The sequence below is a fragment of the Caldicellulosiruptor bescii DSM 6725 genome (assembly GCF_000022325.1).
GTDB classification, from domain to species: Bacteria; Bacillota; Thermoanaerobacteria; order Caldicellulosiruptorales; family Caldicellulosiruptoraceae; genus Caldicellulosiruptor; species Caldicellulosiruptor bescii.
This window is the reverse complement of record NC_012034.1, coordinates 2,332,887-2,351,587: the sequence shown is the minus strand read 5'-3', so window position 1 is coordinate 2,351,587 and position 18,701 is coordinate 2,332,887. Positions and strand designations below refer to the sequence as shown.

The 18,701-nt window shown below is 34.8% G+C and carries 18 protein-coding genes and 1 tRNA gene; 12 read left to right on the top strand and 7 right to left on the bottom strand.

The window, feature by feature from the left end:
* The first annotated feature begins 372 nt into the window (after positions 1–372).
* On the top strand, positions 373–930 hold the full coding sequence (locus tag ATHE_RS11175; RefSeq protein WP_015908555.1) for a hypothetical protein: 558 nt from the start codon (positions 373–375) through the stop codon (positions 928–930).
* Positions 931–1,123: 193 nt separating this feature from the next.
* Here ATHE_RS11175 and ATHE_RS11170 read toward each other — a convergent pair whose 3' ends face one another.
* The gene (locus tag ATHE_RS11170) at positions 1,124–2,245 is read right to left on the bottom strand and encodes a DUF362 domain-containing protein (protein WP_015908554.1); all 1,122 of its coding nucleotides are present in this window, start codon (positions 2,243–2,245) and stop codon (positions 1,124–1,126) included.
* 231 nt (positions 2,246–2,476) lie between these two features.
* On the opposite strand from ATHE_RS11170, the gene ATHE_RS11165 reads away from it, so the two are divergent.
* From ATHE_RS11165 to ATHE_RS11155, 3 genes are read left to right on the top strand one after another with little or no spacing between them, the layout of a single operon-like run.
* On the top strand, positions 2,477–3,040 hold the full coding sequence (locus ATHE_RS11165) for an anthranilate synthase component II (RefSeq protein ID WP_015908553.1): 564 nt from the start codon (positions 2,477–2,479) through the stop codon (positions 3,038–3,040).
* 9 nt (positions 3,041–3,049) lie between these two features.
* Positions 3,050–4,369 (top strand): aminodeoxychorismate synthase component I, encoded by a 1,320-nt coding sequence (gene pabB / locus ATHE_RS11160; protein ID WP_015908552.1) that lies wholly within the window; start codon positions 3,050–3,052, stop codon positions 4,367–4,369.
* Positions 4,370–4,385: 16 nt separating this feature from the next.
* A complete protein-coding gene (locus ATHE_RS11155; RefSeq protein ID WP_015908551.1) occupies positions 4,386–5,138 on the top strand; it encodes an aminotransferase class IV in 753 nt (250 codons plus the stop codon).
* Positions 5,139–5,231: 93 nt separating this feature from the next.
* Here the strand turns inward: ATHE_RS11155 and ATHE_RS11150 are convergent, their stop codons facing one another.
* The 3 genes from ATHE_RS11150 to ATHE_RS11140 form a co-directional block, all read right to left on the bottom strand.
* Positions 5,232–6,224 (bottom strand): FAD:protein FMN transferase, encoded by a 993-nt coding sequence (locus ATHE_RS11150; RefSeq protein ID WP_015908550.1) that lies wholly within the window; start codon positions 6,222–6,224, stop codon positions 5,232–5,234.
* A 119-nt stretch (positions 6,225–6,343) separates the two neighbouring features.
* Complete coding sequence (locus tag ATHE_RS11145; RefSeq protein WP_015908549.1) at positions 6,344–6,949, bottom strand: TetR/AcrR family transcriptional regulator; 606 nt, start codon at positions 6,947–6,949, stop codon at positions 6,344–6,346.
* A 41-nt stretch (positions 6,950–6,990) separates the two neighbouring features.
* On the bottom strand, positions 6,991–7,794 hold the full coding sequence (locus tag ATHE_RS11140; RefSeq protein WP_015908548.1) for an alpha/beta hydrolase: 804 nt from the start codon (positions 7,792–7,794) through the stop codon (positions 6,991–6,993).
* Between the two features lie 165 nt (positions 7,795–7,959).
* On the opposite strand from ATHE_RS11140, the gene ATHE_RS11135 reads away from it, so the two are divergent.
* Positions 7,960–9,003: a TDT family transporter gene (locus ATHE_RS11135; RefSeq protein WP_015908547.1), complete on the top strand. Its 1,044-nt coding sequence runs from the start codon at positions 7,960–7,962 to the stop codon at positions 9,001–9,003.
* Between the two features lie 89 nt (positions 9,004–9,092).
* Here ATHE_RS11135 and ATHE_RS11130 read toward each other — a convergent pair whose 3' ends face one another.
* The 3 genes from ATHE_RS11130 to ATHE_RS11120 form a co-directional block, all read right to left on the bottom strand.
* The gene (locus ATHE_RS11130; protein ID WP_015908546.1) at positions 9,093–9,392 is read right to left on the bottom strand and encodes a DUF1634 domain-containing protein; all 300 of its coding nucleotides are present in this window, start codon (positions 9,390–9,392) and stop codon (positions 9,093–9,095) included.
* Positions 9,393–10,223, bottom strand: a complete 831-nt coding sequence (locus tag ATHE_RS11125) for a sulfite exporter TauE/SafE family protein (RefSeq protein WP_015908545.1) — start codon at positions 10,221–10,223, stop codon at positions 9,393–9,395.
* Positions 10,224–10,366: 143 nt separating this feature from the next.
* Positions 10,367–10,459, bottom strand: a tRNA-Ser gene (locus ATHE_RS11120).
* A gap of 204 nt (positions 10,460–10,663) precedes the next feature.
* On the opposite strand from ATHE_RS11120, the gene ATHE_RS11115 reads away from it, so the two are divergent.
* The 7 genes from ATHE_RS11115 (at position 10,664) to ATHE_RS11085 (ending at position 18,667) form a co-directional block, all read left to right on the top strand.
* Positions 10,664–11,062 (top strand): thioesterase family protein, encoded by a 399-nt coding sequence (locus ATHE_RS11115; protein ID WP_015908544.1) that lies wholly within the window; start codon positions 10,664–10,666, stop codon positions 11,060–11,062.
* A gap of 9 nt (positions 11,063–11,071) precedes the next feature.
* Complete coding sequence (locus ATHE_RS11110; RefSeq protein ID WP_015908543.1) at positions 11,072–12,730, top strand: formate--tetrahydrofolate ligase; 1,659 nt, start codon at positions 11,072–11,074, stop codon at positions 12,728–12,730.
* 56 nt (positions 12,731–12,786) lie between these two features.
* The gene (locus ATHE_RS11105; protein ID WP_015908542.1) at positions 12,787–14,037 is read left to right on the top strand and encodes an aminotransferase class I/II-fold pyridoxal phosphate-dependent enzyme; all 1,251 of its coding nucleotides are present in this window, start codon (positions 12,787–12,789) and stop codon (positions 14,035–14,037) included.
* Positions 14,038–14,129: 92 nt separating this feature from the next.
* Complete coding sequence (locus ATHE_RS11100; RefSeq protein WP_015908541.1) at positions 14,130–15,347, top strand: zinc-dependent alcohol dehydrogenase; 1,218 nt, start codon at positions 14,130–14,132, stop codon at positions 15,345–15,347.
* A gap of 170 nt (positions 15,348–15,517) precedes the next feature.
* Positions 15,518–16,432: a hypothetical protein gene (locus tag ATHE_RS11095; protein ID WP_015908540.1), complete on the top strand. Its 915-nt coding sequence runs from the start codon at positions 15,518–15,520 to the stop codon at positions 16,430–16,432.
* 107 nt (positions 16,433–16,539) lie between these two features.
* The gene (locus tag ATHE_RS11090; RefSeq protein ID WP_015908539.1) at positions 16,540–17,553 is read left to right on the top strand and encodes a LacI family DNA-binding transcriptional regulator; all 1,014 of its coding nucleotides are present in this window, start codon (positions 16,540–16,542) and stop codon (positions 17,551–17,553) included.
* A 373-nt stretch (positions 17,554–17,926) separates the two neighbouring features.
* Complete coding sequence (locus ATHE_RS11085) at positions 17,927–18,667, top strand: glycerophosphodiester phosphodiesterase family protein (protein WP_015908538.1); 741 nt, start codon at positions 17,927–17,929, stop codon at positions 18,665–18,667.
* The last annotated feature ends 34 nt before the right edge of the window (positions 18,668–18,701 follow it).

Sequence of the window (18,701 nt, the reverse complement as noted above, 5' to 3'; positions counted from 1 at the left end):
TTCTCTTAAATTAAATTATAATACAAGGTTTTTTTTCATTTGTTACTATGTTTACTTTATATGGTTATTTCTTTTATTCAACAACCTCGTTATAGGTTATCAAATACCAAAGTTATCATATAAAAACAAAAATGGAGTATGGGTTGCTGCACCAGATGTTATCCAGGGTAAGAGAACAATTGATATTATTCCTTCTGGATACGATAGTATTAGTGGTGCTGTTGAAGCATATTGTAGAGGTTATTCTGTTCCTCAACGCGCTACGGTAGATGGAATTCGCATATCCGGTCCAGAAAGCAAAGTTGTTCAAACTATCTATCCATGCAATCCACAGTTCCCTCTTCATTGTGAATAGAAGGGTGGCAAACAAAAATGAAAAAAATTCATTTGGTGATATTGGCGATATTGATTTTGGTGTTTGTGTTTATTACTATCATAAAGGGAAGTTTTTCAATTACGCTTTGGAGAGCAGGGTTCAGTTCTGCTAACATACAAACATTAGCGAGGAGTTTTGATGATAATGGCAATGAAATTAAAATCATAAAAACAAATTCGAAAAGGAGTGATATTGTGCTTGTTTATTTAGTTAAAAACAAATTTGGGTTTTGGAAGGTTGGATATTTTACACCATCTTCTTCTAATAAATTAGCAGTTATTGGATGGATGAGATGGAGTGCTGTGAGACGATTTAAGGCTGATGAGGATCATCTTTTTGAAGCTGAGTATCACAAAATTTATTATGGCAATAATGCCATAAAGCGTATAGAGTTTTTGCCAGGTCAAATTCCTGAAAACGTAGCCGTAAGTATTTGGCAAGCTGGTAAAGAATATTATATTCATCTTATTTGTTTTGGAACAGGTGATGCCAGTCCGTTAAATAGTATTGATATACATTCTCTATCACTTAAAAATAAATGTCTGGCAAATTAAAATAATTGAGAATGCATCCATATTTTATTTTCAGCTGCTATGTTCAAAAGTATTTATGAATCTTTCTTCAATAAAGTGGTTAAATAATATACACGTGAAACTCTACAAATTAAAAAGCTATATATTTTGTTAAAAAGGGGCTATCCATTCATTTTTTGGACAGCCCCTATTTTAACCTATTTTAATATGTTAGTTAAACATGTACCAGCTCATATTCTAAACTTCCAAGTCCAATCTCCTGAGCATGTTTTAGTGCTACTTGCCAGTCTGTGTCAGGATGAATACTCTTGAATCTGTCAATTTTACCGTCAATCTCAATATGTTTTGCCGTTTCAAATGCAGACCCAGCTGGTGTGAATGCAGAACTATTTACAAGGTCAACACATGCTTTGTCAAGTGCAACAGGGTCAAATGATGCTGCAATGCCAATGTCTGGTGCAATAGGAATATCATTATGTGACCAGCAGTCGCAATCAGGTGAAATGTTCATTATAAAGTTTATATGAAAATTGGGTTTGTCTTTTAAAACTGCATAGGTATACTCAGCAATCTTTTCACTTGCGATTGATGCTGCCTCATCCCATCTTACAGTTGCTGCGCCAAACTGACAAACTGCAACGCACTGACCACATCCAACACATTTTTCATAGTCAATGACAGCTTTTTTCTTCTCATTCAAAGTTATAGCAAGCTGAGCACAGCTTTTGACGCACATTCCGCAGCCAACACATTTTGATGTCTTTATAACCGGCTTTGAGGATGAGTGCATAAAAAGCTTTCCACCGCGAGAGCCTGAGCCCATTCCAATGTTCTTGATTGCACCTCCAAATCCTGTCATCTCATGACCTTTGAAGTGGTTCATTGAAATTATAATATCAGCATCTGCGATGGCAGAACCTATCTTTGCTTTTTGGGTGTGCTTGAGATTCACCTCAATCTCTCTGTACTCTGTACCTTTTAGCCCATCTGCAATTATTACATGACAGCCAAGCACAAGCGGGTTAAACCCATTTTCGTAAGCTGCTTGTAAATGGTCTAAAGCATTGCTCCTTCTTCCTGTGTAAAGTGTGTTTGCATCTGTTACAAAAGGCTTACCACCAAGACTTTTGATAAGTTTTACAATCCTTGCAACGTAGTTTGGTCTTATATACGCAAGATTGCCTGGTTCTCCAAAGTGGACCTTGATAGCAACAAACTTGTTTTTAAAATCTATTGTTTCAATTCCTGCTTTTTTCACAAGGTTTTCAAGCTTGTCAAGCATATTGTACCCCGGTTTGGTTTTAAAATCTGTGAAATATACCTTTGATTTTGCCATTTTCAATTTTCAACTCCTTTCAAAATTTTCAGGTAAGTAAAATTATAATCCTTTTTTGAAATTTGTGAATAGCTTTAATTTGGCAGAAGGTTGCAAAATATTGATGTGTGCCTTTGCAAGTTATAGTATAATAGTGAAAAGTAGAAGAGTACAAGAATGCACTTTTATGATATAAAGTATCAAAAAGGATACTGTGCAAAATGAGGTCTTTTTAAAAAAGAAGGGGTTACAATGAAAGTGCTGATTGTTGACAATTTTGATTCGTTTACGTATAATCTCTACAACTATTTTTTAAGACTCAAGGTGTCTACCACTGTGATAAACCGCGACAAGCTTACCATAGAAGATATTTACAAGCTAAACCCGACTCACATTGTTCTTTCTCCTGGACCAGGGCGGCCTTCCGACGATAAGATTTTGTTTGAGATCATAGAAAAGTTTAAAGATACAAAAAGTATTCTTGGTGTATGTCTTGGACATCAGGCAATTGGCATGTTCTTTGGGGCAAAACTTAAAAAGGCAAAAAGACCTATGCACGGGATAGTAGACACAGTATTTCATAACCAAAAAGGAGTATTTGAAAACCTCAAAAACCCTCTGCGCGTTGTGCGATACCACTCTCTTGTGATAGATGATGTTGACAGCACGCAGCTTACCATCACAGCAGTATCAAAAGAGGGAGAGGTTATGGGTATAAGACACAAAAGGTTTAAAATAGAAGGTGTGCAGTTTCATCCTGAGTCAATTGCAACTCAGCATGGACTTTTGATGCTTGCAAACTTTTTAAAAGGGTGAGAATTTAAAGTGCAGATTTTAGTTTATAACATAGTACCTGACCCATTTTTGATTTTTTGTCATTTGAAAAGTGATTTTTCAGTTTTGCTTGAGAGCAGTATGCTGAGCAAGAGGTATGGAAGATATTCTTTTTTGTTTTTAAAGCCCAAAGAAGTTTTTATCTGCAATGAAGATGATGATGTTTTTGAATATTTAAAGCAACTTTCAGACAAAGTAGAAAAAAATAAAGACACTTCTGATTTTGTTTTTAATGGTGGGTTTGCAGGATATTTTTCTTACAACTTTGGTGTTGACCTTTTTGAAATTGAAAGGAAAAAAGATACTTCTCCTATTCCCAAAGCGTATTTTGGATATTTTGAAGATTTTGTTGTTATTGACCACTTTGAAAAAAAGACATATGCTTCTTTTACATCTAAAGCTTTAGCACAAGAATTCGAAATGATCCTAATAAGTGAAAACCTTGCTCTGCCAAGCTTTAAAAGAACTTGCATTGAAAGAGCTTGGTGCAACTTTGAAAAGTCAGAATACATGCAAGCGGTGAAAAGAATAAAGAATTATATTTTTGAAGGTGATGTTTACCAAGTAAATCTTTCACAGCGCTTTTTTGTAAAAGGAGTATTTGACTCTGACTTTTTGTATTTTAACCTCAGAAAAAGAAACTATGGCTGTTACCATGCATATATAAAGCTTCCAAAAGCATCTGTAATATCAACATCGCCCGAACTTTTTTTAAGAAAAAGAGGGGATATCCTCATAACCAAACCAATAAAAGGTACATCTAAACGTGGAAAAACCCCAGAAGAAGATAGAATTTTAAAAAAGCAGTTATATAACGATATAAAGTGCAGGTCAGAGCTTTTGATGATTGTTGACCTTGAGAGAAACGATTTTGCAAAGATATGTTTGCCAGAGTCCATTGAGGTTGAAAAACTTTTTGATGTTGAAGAATACTCAACAGTTTTTCATCTTGTTTCAACTATAAAGGGAAAGCTTCTAAATGGTATGGATTTAAAAAGGATAATTGAAGCAACCTTTCCTGGCGGGTCAATAACAGGTGCACCAAAACTGAATGCTATAAAGATTATAGAGGAGCTTGAAAAGTGTCCGCGGGGGATATACTGTGGTTCTATTGGTTATATCTCAAACAATTTCAACATGGATTTTAACATTGCAATCAGAACGCTTGTTATAGAAGAGGACACAGTATACTTTAGTGTTGGGGGCGGAATTGTTTGGGACTCTCAAGAAGAGGAAGAGTGGTGGGAGACAATCCACAAAGGAAGACCATTTATAGAAATTTTAGGAATTAATTATTTTACATTTATGTAAAAAGGAGGCAAAAATTTTGGAAGAGTTTTTTCGGTCGTATAGCTTTGGATTGATTCCTTTTGAGACGGTTTATTTTGACAAAAAAGGTGTGCATTTTTTGTTTGAACACTTTAAAAGATTTAAAAGAGCCTTCTGGATACTTGGAGTTGAGTTTGATTTGGAGTTTGAAAAGTTCAAGGAAGCTATAGAAAGGTATATGGTTTTTTGTGGTAGAGATTATGGTGGGATAAGGGTTTTATATTTTGATGGCAATTTGATTTTGAAGCAAAAGGAAATAAGATATAGCAGAGCTCTTTTCCAAAAGGGATTTGAGCTGAAAATCGCACGCACAAGAAAGGATAAAGCCAATATACTTAACTACATAAAAACTACCAATATAGGTGTGAATTTGATAGAAGAAAAAAGTGCCAAAAAGAAAGGATTTGACAGCTGTCTTTTTCTCAATCAAGATGGTTTTATATGCGAGGCAGCGTTTGCCAATATCTTTTTTAGAAAAAATAATGTTATTTACACACCTCACATTTTGTGCGGACTGCTTCCTGGCATTGTAAGAAAACATGTGATAAGGGTATCTGAAAAATTAGGATATATAGTAAGAAAAGCTTTTTTGAAAGTAGATGATATCAAAGATATGGATGAGTGTTTTATTACAAGCAGCATAGCAGGTATTTTCCCTGTTTTGCGGATTGAAGATATAGAGTTTAAACAGCGAGGTTTTGCAGAGTATTTACTGAGCATGGATAAATTTAACCGTCCATGGGTGTGCTAAAAGATAAAAAACAACAAAAATGGGCTGCTAAACTTTCTTAATTTTGAGCAGCCCGTGTACTTTTAATTTTGTGCCCACAAAGGTTTCTTTTTGTCACAGAACAATCACCTCATTTGTCTTAATAATTCTGAAAGAGCTATCACACAGGGTAAACCTTTGTGCAAGCCCTGGTGTTATATATATTTCTCGAAAAGAAGTAGCAACCACTGCTTCAATAGTCTTGCTGTCCTGTATGAAATTTATGGCCTTTTTAAATCCCATTGCAAAAAGGGCAGTTGACATCGCATCTGCAAATGTTGAGTTTGTGTCAACAACGGTTATACTTGCAATGTCATCTTTTACAGGAAATCCTGTTTTTGGATTGATTATGTGTGAAAGTTTTTTGCCATCAATTGTAAAATACCTTTCATAACTTGCGGATGTTACAACTGAAGTACTACCAAGCTCTAAAAAACCCAGCACATCTTCTCTTGTTTTAAAAGGATGCCGAATTCCCACCTTCCAAAGGCTCTCATCATGTTTTTTCCCAACTGTCAGTATATGCCCGCCAAGGTCGACAATTGCTGAATTTATACCTTCCTGTTCAAAAATCTCACGTATTTTGTCTGCAAGAAAGCCTTTGGCAATAGCTCCAAAGTCAAGTTTGACTTTGTTTTTGAGCTTTACTCTATAGTTTGATAAAAGCTGTATGTTTTCTGAGCCTGAAAAAGTGAGAGCAAGTTCTATTTCTTCTTTTGACGGCATCTTATTTTTTTGTTTTGCTTCTTTCCACATATCTATAAGTCTTTTTACCGTTATATCAAAATAACCTTCTGAAAATAGGCTGTACTCAACCGACTTTTTTATAAGCTCATAAACCTCCGGGCAAACCTTTATGGGGATGTAATTTCCGTATCTATTTAATTTTGCTACTAAACTTTTTGGCTTGAAAACCGACAATTTATTTTCCATATCTAAAATGAGACTGTGGGCCCTGTCAAGTGCACTTTCAAAGTTTGATTGGTAAAAAATAAAATGAATGTCTGTGCCGAGTGCAAACATTGATTTTATAATCTTTGTCTCATTTGAAATCAAGGCTGTGTCCATCGCAGTTTTTTAAGCTCCTTCTGTGCAGTTTTTGTAATATCTATTATAAGGCAAAAAAAGAGATGGTGTGTGAACAAATTGTGAAAAGATTGTGAAAGGAGATTAAGAAATTGTGAAATTCAATTTTCAAGAATTTTTCGAATTGTGGACAAAAGAAGAGGTTTTACCTTTTCGATTGGAGCAGGCTCGTCATTTACAATACTTGAATAGGTGAGTGAGCTGACAAGTTCAAGTATCATAAAAACAACTATCTCAAGTTCTTCTTGGGTATAGTTTGTATTAAAATTTTTTAGGAACATTTCTTTTGCTCTTTTCAATTCTGCAAACTGTTCATTTTCGGTAATCTTTTTATAAAACACCCATGAAAAATCCTTTTTTAAGAATTTAAAAAGAACTCTGTTTCTACTTAAATAGTCAATAATATACTCAAGAAAATAAAGAAATTTGTCAACAGAAGACGAAAATTCTCTTGTAGATACCTCTTGCAATGCTTTTTTGACAATCTCACTACTTTTTTTGAGGATTAACTTTTCCAGGATATCCTCTTTATCTTTAAAATAAAGATAAAAAGTTCCCTTTGCAACGCCAGCTTTCTTAACTATTTCATCTATTGCAGTAGCTGTGATTCCTTTTTCAATAAAAAGATTGTATGCAGCCTCTAAAAGCCTGTTTTCTTTTATTATCTTTTTCTGTTCTCTTTTTCTTCCTTCTTTTCTAAGAAGCATTTGCAATCCCTTTCTTTTAAAGTTGAAAATGCGTTTTACTATCAAACATTATATCCTATAAACTCTATGCTTTCAAACCATTTTTCGCAGAGGTTTGTCCACTCTTTGACATATAAAGTCTCGCTGGCAAGACCAAGTCCGTGTCTTCCGTGAGGGAAAATGTGAAGCTCAAACGGTACCCCGTGTTTTTTTAGAGCCATTGCAAACAAAAGAGAGTTTTCTACAGGGACGCTACTATCATCGCTTGTATGCCACAAAAATGTTGGCGGTGTTTTGCTTGAAACCATGTTGTGGGATGAAAGTGTCCATACCAAAACTGGGTCGGGGTTTTCACCAAGCAGAGCTTTTTTACTGCCTTCGTGGGCATACTCAGCAAGGCTTATAACAGGATAGCACAGAACCATACAGTCGGGTCTGCTGGAAACTCTTTCAACAGGGTCGTTGTTTTTCTTGTCGCCACTGTCAAAATGTGTACCAACCAAGGATGCCAAGTGCCCGCCTGCAGAAAAGCCCAAAACACCAATTCTATTTGGGTCAATATTCCATTTTTTTGAAAAGTATCTTACAAGTCTAATTGATCTTTTGGCATCCAAAAGAGGAGCAGGGTGTTTGTAGGGCAAGACTCTATAATTTAGCAAAAAAGCTGAAATTCCTATGGAGTTTAACCATTTGCAGACAGGTTCGCCCTCATGCTGGGCTCTGTGGGTGTATCCACCTCCCGGAAATACAATTATACACGAGAGTTTGTTACTGCTTTCAAGTGTATAAGGTACAAGATGAGGAACAAACGGGTTTTCAGGATCGAAAAAAGGAATATCATCTTGGTTTTCCCAAAGAGGAATCATATTAATCATCCTTTCATATAAAGATATTTCAAAACACAAATTAATGTATTGCTCATGAGAAAATTATAATACTATTTTCTCTGTTTGAAAATTTTGATTGAAATTAAAGAACTTATTCATTATAATATAATTATATTCTTATACAATTATGAAAGGTGGAGAAAAATGAAAAGTATCATCAAAAACTTTTATCCGTCATGGTTTGTTGTTTGTATGGGAACTGGAATTATTACAAATCTTTTCAAAGCTGTTGGCTATAACTTTTTGTCTATTACTTTTGCCTTGATTAACATTGTATTTTTTGCAATAATCTTTTTAATCTGGTTTCTAAGATGGTTTATAGGATTTGAAAGTGTAAAAAAGGATATAGAAAATCCTCTTTTATCAAACTATTTTGCTACAATGCCAATTTCCCTTTTGATTGTAGGATTAAATATTTTAATTAACCAGCAGTTCTTTGGGAAAATTTTTTCAGCCGCTTTTGCAAGGTATTCATTCTATTTAGGAAGTTTTCTTATGATAATATTTTCAATAACAACATTTTTAGTTCATCTTTCTCACAGAGAAATACCAGGTTCACTCTTAAACTTTGCGTATTTTATGCCACCTGTTGGAAATATAATAGTACCTATACTTGGCAATGAAATCATAAACAGAAGTGTAGTTGATGGCAATGAAAAAAGCATAATAACCTTCATAAATTTGACTATGTTTGGAATAGGATTTATGCTATTTTTAAGTTATTTGCCGATTATCAAAGGAAGGTTTATTTTACAAGAACCTATTGAAAAAGGTCATTTTCCAACAATGTTTATTCTTCTTGCACCTGTTGGTGCCTCAATTGTTGCTCTAAAGGGCTTTGTGCAGAGCCTCAAACTTGCAGGGATAATTGATAATGCAGCTTTACCAGCTTTGATTAACGTACTGACAACAATACTCTGGGGATTTGGATTTTGGATATTAATGGCATTGGTTGTTTTACTGCTGAAAAATCTAAAAACAAAAATTCCATTTAGCCTTGCATACTGGGCATATATTTTCCCTGTTGGTATATTTGTTCTTGCAACTTTTAAAGTTAATTCAAGTTACAATTTTTTGTTGTTAAATCTTTTTGTAAAGTCTTTTGTCTGGATTTTGTTTGTTGTCTGGGTATATAACATTTTGCTGACTCTCAAAAATGTATTTAACAAGAAACTTTTAGTAAGATAAAAATAGTATACTGAATCTTATACAGAAAATAATTAGAGCCACAGGGGAAGATTTGAGCCCTGTGGCTATTTATACTCTTAGCAAATATTTTAGAAATTAATTGATACAAGTAAATTGCTTCCTATTATAATTAGAATTATAGAAAGTGTTATAGCAAAGTATATCAAATCTTTTTCAATCAAGAACATCAATAAAGACACAACGAGTCTTGCGAAGGGAGTAAGAAAAAGAATATAAAGCCCTGTTTTTATAATCAGGCTTCCTGCAGAAAGTTTTAGCACAATATGCAGAAAAAGTCCTGCACAGATAACAATTATACTCAGCAGCACTCCAGCTCTCAAAACAATACTTATTGTGTCTTCCATTGTGGTTATTTTTTTATTTTCCATCTAAAACAACCCCTTTTTTATCATCTCAATTGAGGTATAGATTAGAACTAAAGCAAATGCAACACGCAGATACTTTGATTTTATGTAAGGCATAACCTTTGCTCCCAGCAATGAACCGAAAAGCACACCTACTGCAACAGCTCCACATGCATCGTATACAATATCGCCTCTTGCAAGATATATGCTAATACTGGCCAGTGCAGTCACGCCCATCATGAAGTTGCTTGTTGCAGTTGATACTTTAAAAGGCAGTTTCATTATAGTGTCAAGTGCTAAAACCTTGAAAATCCCACTACCAATACCCAAAAGTCCAGAAAGTATTCCTGCAAAAATCATCATCGAAAAGCCACCTGCAATATTTTGTGCACTGTATTCTATTTCTCTGTTTTGGATTTTGTCAAAGTAGCTTCCGTAAAGTTTAAGCTTCTTTGCCCATTTGGAGATTTGAAGGCTTGATGGTTGTGGCTTTTCATCAGACTTTCTATTTTTTATCATCAAAAACGAGTTGTATAAAAGCAAAATTCCAAATATAAGTGACAAAACTTTTGCAGGCAGAATACCGCTCAAGATTGCTCCAAGTACACCTCCGATGACTGTTGCAAGCTGCAAGAACATTCCTATTCTGAGATGGGTAAGTTTATCTTTGACATATGCAGACGCAGCTCCAGACGATGTTGCAATGACTGACACAAGCCCGGCTGCAGCAGCCTGGTGCATATTGAACTTGAATACAATTGACAAAAAAGGGATGACAATAAGCCCCCCACCAATTCCCAGAAGTGAGCCTACAAAACCTGCAATTATTGATACAGCGAATATTTCGGCAATCACTGTATTCAGCTCCTTTGTCATTAGGTAGAACTTTTGGCTATAGAATATTTAAATATTATTATACCACAAATCTTAGACAATCTTTCTGTTACCAATGCATATATTTTGAGAAGTGAAGATTGCACGCCCCAAAAAATAGAAAATGGCGGAGAGAGTGGGATTCGAACCCACGGTACCGCTTTTGGCGGTACGCACGATTTCGAGTCGTGTGCCTTCGACCACTCGGCCATCTCTCCGCCTTTTTCATTTTGCAAAAACAATTATAATTCATCTTATCAGCATTTTCAAGTCAAACTTTTTCATATTATAATTGACAATTCCACAAAATAGAAGTAATATATTTATTAAAGCGTATATTGTGAACAAAATTGTGCACTATATAAGAATGTTTTAAATAGTATTCCAAATGCACAGCAGCATTCAAAGGAGGCGCATTCAAATTGAAAAAACCAGAACTTCAAGTTGGACTTAAATTTAAAATTGAGGAAGTAGTGAGCGATAACATGCTTGCTTCTCATTTTCAAAGCGGATTTTTGGATGTCTTTGCAACTCCTTCAATGATAGCGCTGATGGAAAATGCGGCACTTCTTTGTGTCGAAAATTATTTAGAAGAAGGTTATACCACAGTTGGAAGCAAAGTAGATGTTTTGCACTTAGCACCAACACCAAAGGGAATGAAAGTAAAAGCAGTTGCCCAGCTGATTGCCATTGAAGACAGAAAACTCACATTTAAAGTTGAGGCGTATGACAGCTTTGAGAAGATTGGAGAAGGGTTTCACGAAAGGTTTATTGTAAATCGCGAGAGATTTTTAAACAAAGCATATCAAAAGGTAAGGTGAGATTTGCTTATGAAGAGCATCTCAAAAGTAGAAGAAGTACTCGAACCCATATCCAAGATTGCAGAAAAAATAGGACTTGACGAAGATGAAATTGAGCTTTATGGAAAATACAAGGCAAAGATAAGTTTGGATATTCTTAAGAAAAAAGCACAATTACAAGAGGGCAAGGTTATTTTAGTGACATCTATTAACCCAACACCTTTTGGAGAGGGGAAGACGACAACTGCGATTGGTCTTTCTATGGCAATAAACAGGCTGGGGTTTAAATCTATCGTTACTTTAAGAGAACCTTCCTTAGGACCGTTTTTGGGTTTAAAAGGTGGGGCAACAGGTGGCGGCGCTTCTCAGATTTTGCCCTCAATTGATATAAATCTTCACTTTACAGGAGACATTCATGCAGTGACCTCTGCAAACAATCTTCTTTGCGCTGCTGTTGACAACCACATTTATCATGGAAATAGACTTGGAATAAATCCAAAGTCTATAACCATAAAAAGAGCAATGGATATGAATGATAGAAGTCTTCGGCACATTATAGTTGGACTTTCAAATGACCAGAAAGGTGCTATAAGAGAAGATGGGTTTGTTATCTCTGTTGCCTCTGAAGTGATGGCAGTTTTGTGTCTTTCAATGAGCTATGACGATCTAAAAGAAAAACTTGGAAATATATTAGTAGGTTTTACCTATGACAAAAAACCTGTGTATGCCAAGGATTTGAATGTCCATGGGAGTATGGCTCTTTTATTAAAAGATGCACTAAAACCAAACCTTGTTCAAACTTCTGAAAATACCGCTGCAATTGTTCATGGTGGTCCTTTTGCAAATATTGCACACGGGACAAATAGCATTGTTGCAACAAAAATTGCTCAAAAACTTTCTGAATATGTAGTTGTTGAGGCAGGTTTTGGGTCGGATTTAGGAGCAGAGAAGTTTATAAATATTGTTGCAAGAAAATCTGGAATATATCCACAAGCTGCTGTTCTTGTTGTGACAGTTAAAGCATTAAAACATCATGCGAAGATTGAAGAAAATAGTGGTTTACAAAGTGGTGTAAATTCTATTCAACAAGGACTTGAGAATTTAGAAAAACACATTGAAAATCTCAAAGTCATGGGGCTTGAGACAGTGGTGGCTTTAAATAAGTTTCCGGACGATAAAGATGAAGAGATTGAGCTTATCAGGTCTTTTTGTGAGGAAATGGGTGTAGAATTTTCAGTATCAAGTGCATATACTCACGGGTCAGAAGGTGTGCTTGAGCTTGCTGAAAAGGTTATAAGGTTGAGCGATAAAAGAAAAAGAATAAACTTTGTTTACCAAGACAGTGATTTTATCGAGGAGAAAATTAAAAAAGTTGCAACCATCATCTATGGCGCAAAAGATGTAAAGTTTTCTAAAGCAGCTTTGTCAAAACTTGAACTTATAAAAAACCTCAAGGTTGAACATTTTCCCATTTGTATGTCAAAAACTCAGTATTCGCTTTCTGATGACCCGAAATTACTTGGAAAACCAAAAGATTTTATATTAAATGTTACAGACATAGAAATAAAAAATGGGGCTGGATTTATAGTTGTCATGTGCGGTGATATAATTGCAATGCCAGGGCTTGGAAAAGACTTTGCAGCTCTTCATCTTGACATCGACAGTAGCGGAAATCCCATTTTTAAATAATTTTTTTAAGTTATATATGTACACAAAAATGTGTTCAGAAGGAGGTTGAAAAAAACATGATTGATACCACAAAATTTTCACTTGCTGATTTTATGAAGAGTGAAGATAAAAACATTATGGAGCTTGCAAAGGAGTTTTGGGAGTACAAGGAAGATTATGTAAGAAGAAGACATTATCAATACAGAAGAATTTCAATAACAGGGTCAGGACCAACAATGAAGATTATCGACCATTACACAGGACAGGTCAAAGAGATGATAAATCTTGCATCAAACGATTATCTCAATCTAACAAAACATCCAAGAACAATTAAAGCAGGGATTGAAGCTGTCAAAAAGTATGGTACAGGGGCTGGGTCTGTGCCACTTCTTGGTGGAACACTTGACATTCATGTAGAGCTTGAAAAGAAGCTTGCAAAGTTCAAAGGCTGTGAAGATGCTCTAATTTACACAAGCGGTTATGGATCCAATCTGGGGACAATTTCAGCAATTCTGCACGAAAAGGACGTTGCTATACTTGACATGTATGTGCACGCAAGCATAATTGATGGTTGTAGAAACACAAATGTAGAGTTTTTCAGACACAACAATATGGATTCTTTGGAAAAGGTATTGAAAAAGGTTAAGGATAAGTACAACACAAAACTTGTCATTGTTGATGGTGTGTATTCTATGGACGGTGACATTGCCCCGCTTGACCAGATTGTTGAAATAGCACATGCTTATGGCGCATTTGTCATGGTTGATGAAGCTCATGCTACAGGTGTAATTGGTAAAAATGGCAGAGGAACACCTGAACATTGCAATGTGGAAGGAAAGGTTGATATAGTTGCAGGAACTTTATCAAAAGCGCTTGGTGCTGTTGGTGGATTTATCGCAACAAACAAAGAGCTTGTAAACTATCTGCACTTTTATTCAAGAGCATACATGTTCTCAACAGCACCAACACCACAGGCAACAGCTTCTTTAATTGAAGCGTTGAATGTTATTGAAGAAGAACCAGAGCTTCGCCAAAGACTTTGGGACAATATCAGGTATTTTAGAGAAAACCTTCTAAAGCTTGGGTTTAATCTTGGTAATCAGCAAACTGCTATTTTTCCAATAATTATAGGGGATGATTACAAAGTAAAAGAGATGTGCAGAGAGCTTCATGAAGCAGGGATATATGTAAATCCTGTGTTTTATCCTGCTGTGCCAAGAAGACTTTCGCGAATTAGAATGTCTATTACAGCTGGGCATACAAAAGAGCATCTTGACAGAACATTAGATGTCCTTGAACACTTGGGTAAGAAATACGGTATAATTTAAATATGAGCTTTTAAATTACAAGAGGCTGCAAGGGGAGTGTGCAGCCTCTTAGAGTTTTTGGCAGAATTTTTGAGAGAAAGGAGATATAAAGAATGAAAGCAGTTGTGTTTGATGCAAATGTTGCAAAGTACATAAGAACTCTTTTGCTTGGTAAAATTTCCAAGAAGTTTTTTTACAATAGATTTTCATGTATTCAACTTAAAGACATTCCTGAACCTGAGCTTCCATCAGAGAACTATGTTAAAATAAAAACCACATACGCAGGAATTTGTGGTTCTGACTTAAATCTCATATTTTTACACGATTCACCCTCAACCTCACCTTTTGCTTCATTTCCTTTCGTCATAGGGCACGAGAATCTTGGAGTGATAGTTGAAAAGGGCAAAGCTGTTTCGGAGTTTGAAATAGGTGAGAGAGTCATTGTTGACCCGGTGCTTGACTGTGACGCACGAGAACTTCCAAGATGCAGCTCTTGTCAGGAAGAGGAATTTTCAACCTGTCTTAATATAACAGAAGGGAAGCTTTCACCTGGTACAATTATGGGAGCGTGCAGCACAACAGGTGGGTCGTGGGGAGAATATTTTGTTGCACACAAGTCGCAGGTTATAAAAGTACCTGCTACTGTCAAGGACCAAGAGGCGATACTGGTCGACCCATTAGCATCAGCTCTTCATCCTGTTATGAGAAATTTTCCAAAAGATAGCGAAAAGGTTTTGGTTTATGGAGCCGGAATAATTGGACTTTTAATTATTTGGAGCTTGAGAAAGCTTGGAAGCTCAGCAGATATTACGGCTATAGCAAAATATGATTTTCAAGCAGATTTGGCAAAAGAGTTTGGTGCAAACAGAGTGGTAAAGTCAAAAGAAGGATATTTAGATGAACTTGCCAAGATATCTGATGCTAAAATATTTAAACCAATGATTGGTGATAAAGTCTTGCTTGGGGGGTTTGACAAGGTCTTTGACTGTGTAGGGTCAAGAAAGACCATTAGGGATGGTATGTGGCTTACAAAACACCGAGGAAGCTATATTCTTGTGGGGCTTGCATCACTTGTAAAAGATTTGGATTTGACCCCTATTTGGTTTAAAGAACTGAATGTCAAAGGTGCTTACTGTTACAGCACAGAAAATATAAATGAATACAAGATGTCTACGTATCAGCTTGCACTGAGCCTTATTCAGCAGCACGGAATTCCGTATGAAAAGCTTATTACCCATTATTTTAGACTTGAGGATTATCAAAAAGCCATTGAAGTTGCGTCATCTAAGGGTAGAGAAAAGAGTATAAAGGTTGTGTTTAAATTTTTGTGAAATTTTACAATCAAAAAGTAGTTGCTAATACCGTTTAAATAATATTAAAATTGAATTAACATACAGGTATTTTGACAAAGAAGTACTAAACTTTTTGTGCATATATCTCAAAAATATGGGTATATATTTAAAAGAATACAAGAAAGGGATTGGCAGTTGGTGAGAAGTTTATGAAAGAAAAGTTTACAAGAGCGTATGGGATAGTCACATTTACAGAACTTCTGTTATTTTTTGGACTTGTTTTATATATTCAGCTTCAAACTCATACATATAGCATAGTTTCCTGGATTTTGATCTGTACAAGTTTAAGCTTGATTGTAGCTGCAGGATATGTTTTTGGGATTTTACCTATTGTAAATGAATTTGGTGGACGAGTTAAGAAGATAGAGGATGTTTTAAAGTTAATGGAGAGTAACTTTGAGTTTTTCAATGAAGATGATAAAAAATTTGAAAGTGCTGTGCAAACATTAAAGAATAAATTTCATTTAGTAAAAGAAGAAAGTGGGGCTGAAAACCAATTTATTTTTGATTACAAGGAAATGATAATAAGAAATATTCAGATTATATATGGAATAGCAGTTGAAAAAGGACAAAAGGAAATTGAAGGGTTAGCAAAGTCACTTTTAGACACCTTAGAAACAAGCGTGTATTCAAACCGCATATTTGTCCCGATGTGGTATGAGGTTACGTTATTTCAAACAATTCTTTCTGGTTGTGTTTATTCACTCAAGAACAATTTTGAAATAGTTGTAAACTTCCACGACGATAGTCTGAAAGAAAGATTTATACTTCATGGGACACTGAGTTTTATCGCAAAGCTTTTTACCAGTTGTTCAGAAAGACAGCTTCCAATTAAAAGTGTAATTCAGCTTTCAATATTTGAATTATCAGGAATGTTGAATATAAGAATATATTACAATGATGTCGTAAAAAACCGTGAGAAGATTGAAGAAGTGATGAATATTCTCAAAAACAAGTTTGCGCTATATTATCCTGAGGGTTCATATCTGATAAAATATTCAACTGGTGATAATCATTTTGTGATTGAGATGACATTGCCAGAAATAAAATCTTCTGAGAGCTAAAGGCAATCAAGCTTTTCAGTATAATTTGCAATTTTTCAGAATATTTGGTATTATTGAAATTAAACTTTAAGAGAATAAAGGTAAGAAAGAGTTGGGATGAGATTAAGATGGTAACTATTAAAGACATAGCAAGGGAAGCAGGTGTTTCACCTTCCACAGTGTCAAGAGTGTTATCTGGCAAAGCAAAAATTTCTCCCGAGACAACAAAAAGAGTGATGGAAGCGATAAAAAAACTTGGATATATCCCAAATGCAAGTGCGAAAAGTCTTGTTATGAAAAAGGCTTATTCGGTGGGCATTTTCATGCCAAGAAGGCTTGAGCAAACTCTGACTTCTACGTTTTTCGACCAAGTTGTATCTGGAATCTGCAGCTATATAAACAATACTGAATATGAAATAGTGCTTTCGATTGTGCCTCCAGAAAAGGAAAAAGAGAGTTTGGAGAGGCTTATTAAAAGCAAGAAAGTTGATGGGTTTATACTTCTGACGTCACGTATAAACGACTATGCAATAAAATACTTGCGAAATCTAAAATTTCCTTTTGTGCTGATAGGGTCGCCTGACAAGGATAAAGACTATGTAAACTGGGTTGACAACGACAACAAAAAAGCTGCGTTTGATGCAACAGAGTATCTAATTCGACTTGGACATACTCAAATAGGTTTTCTGGGTGGAATGGAAAATCTTGTTCTGACTCAAGATAGGCTTTCGGGTTACAAAAGTGCTCTTGCCAAATACAAAATTCCAGTTGAGAACCAATATATTATGTTTACTGAGTTTGATGAGCAAAGCTCGTATGAAAAGGCAAAACAGATGTTGCAATTACCCAACAGGCCAACGGCTATTGTGTGTATTGACGAGGTTGTTGCATATGCAGCAATAAGAGCGTGCAGGGAGCTTGATTTGAAAGTAGGGTATGACGTGTCTGTCATAGGGTTTAACGAATCAATTTTTTCTAAGCTATCTTCGCCAAGATTGACAACTGTAAATACCAATATATTTTATTTAGGATATTATGCAGCTGAGATGCTAATAAAAGAACTTGAGGAGCCTTACAAGACATACAAGAGACTAATTGTTGAGCACTCAATTGTTAAGGGGGAAACCTGCAGAGCAATATAAGAAGAAAATTTATTTGAATTTGATACAATTAAAGTAAATTAATTGGCGAGTATATTTTCTATTTATTAAATTATTAGCAACCCGTAAATTTATTTATAAGGAAATTTACTTAGATAAGAGAGCCTATAGTTTACTATTATGTAATGTAAAGGAATTATATAACTGTCAAGAGAAGCAGCACATATAATAAAGTTAATAGAATTAAGCTTTACTATAAAATAAAGAAAAGTAAACAATGTAAGTTAGTTTAAGTTGATAAAACAAATTGATCAATAAATAGAATTGATGCTAATATTTGCTACAATATCAAAATTAAAATGTGGATATAAATATTAGGATAAAAAGGATGTATTGAAGAAGAGGGGGAGATTACATGCCTGTCTTAAATGAAAAATTAAAATGGTTGCTTGAGAAACCAATTGCACATAGAGGACTTCATAGCAATAATGGCAAGTGTCCTGAAAACTCTATAAAAGCTTTTAAAAGAGCAATAGAGTATGGTTTTCCTATTGAGCTTGATGTTCGTTTAAGTAGAGATGAAAAGATAATTGTATTTCATGATAGCTCGTTAGAAAGGATGACAGGTGTTAGAAAGAGAATTTCAGATTGCGAATATAGTGAAATAAGAAAGTATAATCTGTACGATTCTGACCAAAAAATACCGCTTTTAACTGAAGTATTAGAAATTGTAAATAATAGGGTTCCTTTGTTAATTGAAATAAAAAATGAAAAATATCCTGGCAGATTGGAGAAAAATTTATGGGAAGTGTTAAGAGACTATGAAGGTCAGTATGCTATTCAATCTTTTAATCCTTTTACTATATTATGGTTTAAGAGAAAAGCTCCACACCTTGTTTGTGGAATTCTCTCATGTAGTTTTACAGAAGAAGACATGGTGTGGGTGAAAAAAATGATTCTAAAAAATATGTATCTAAATAAATTTATTTCCCCTGATTTTATTGCATATAATATTCATGATATGCCTAATAAAAGAATTATAAAATTCAAAGAAAAGGGATTTATAATTTTGGGTTGGACAGTAAAGAACAAAGAGGAAGAAAAATTTGCGAGAAAATACTGTGATAATATCATTTTCGAAGGGTACATGCCCTAAATTATTCTAATTATTTAAATTAAATGCGATTTTT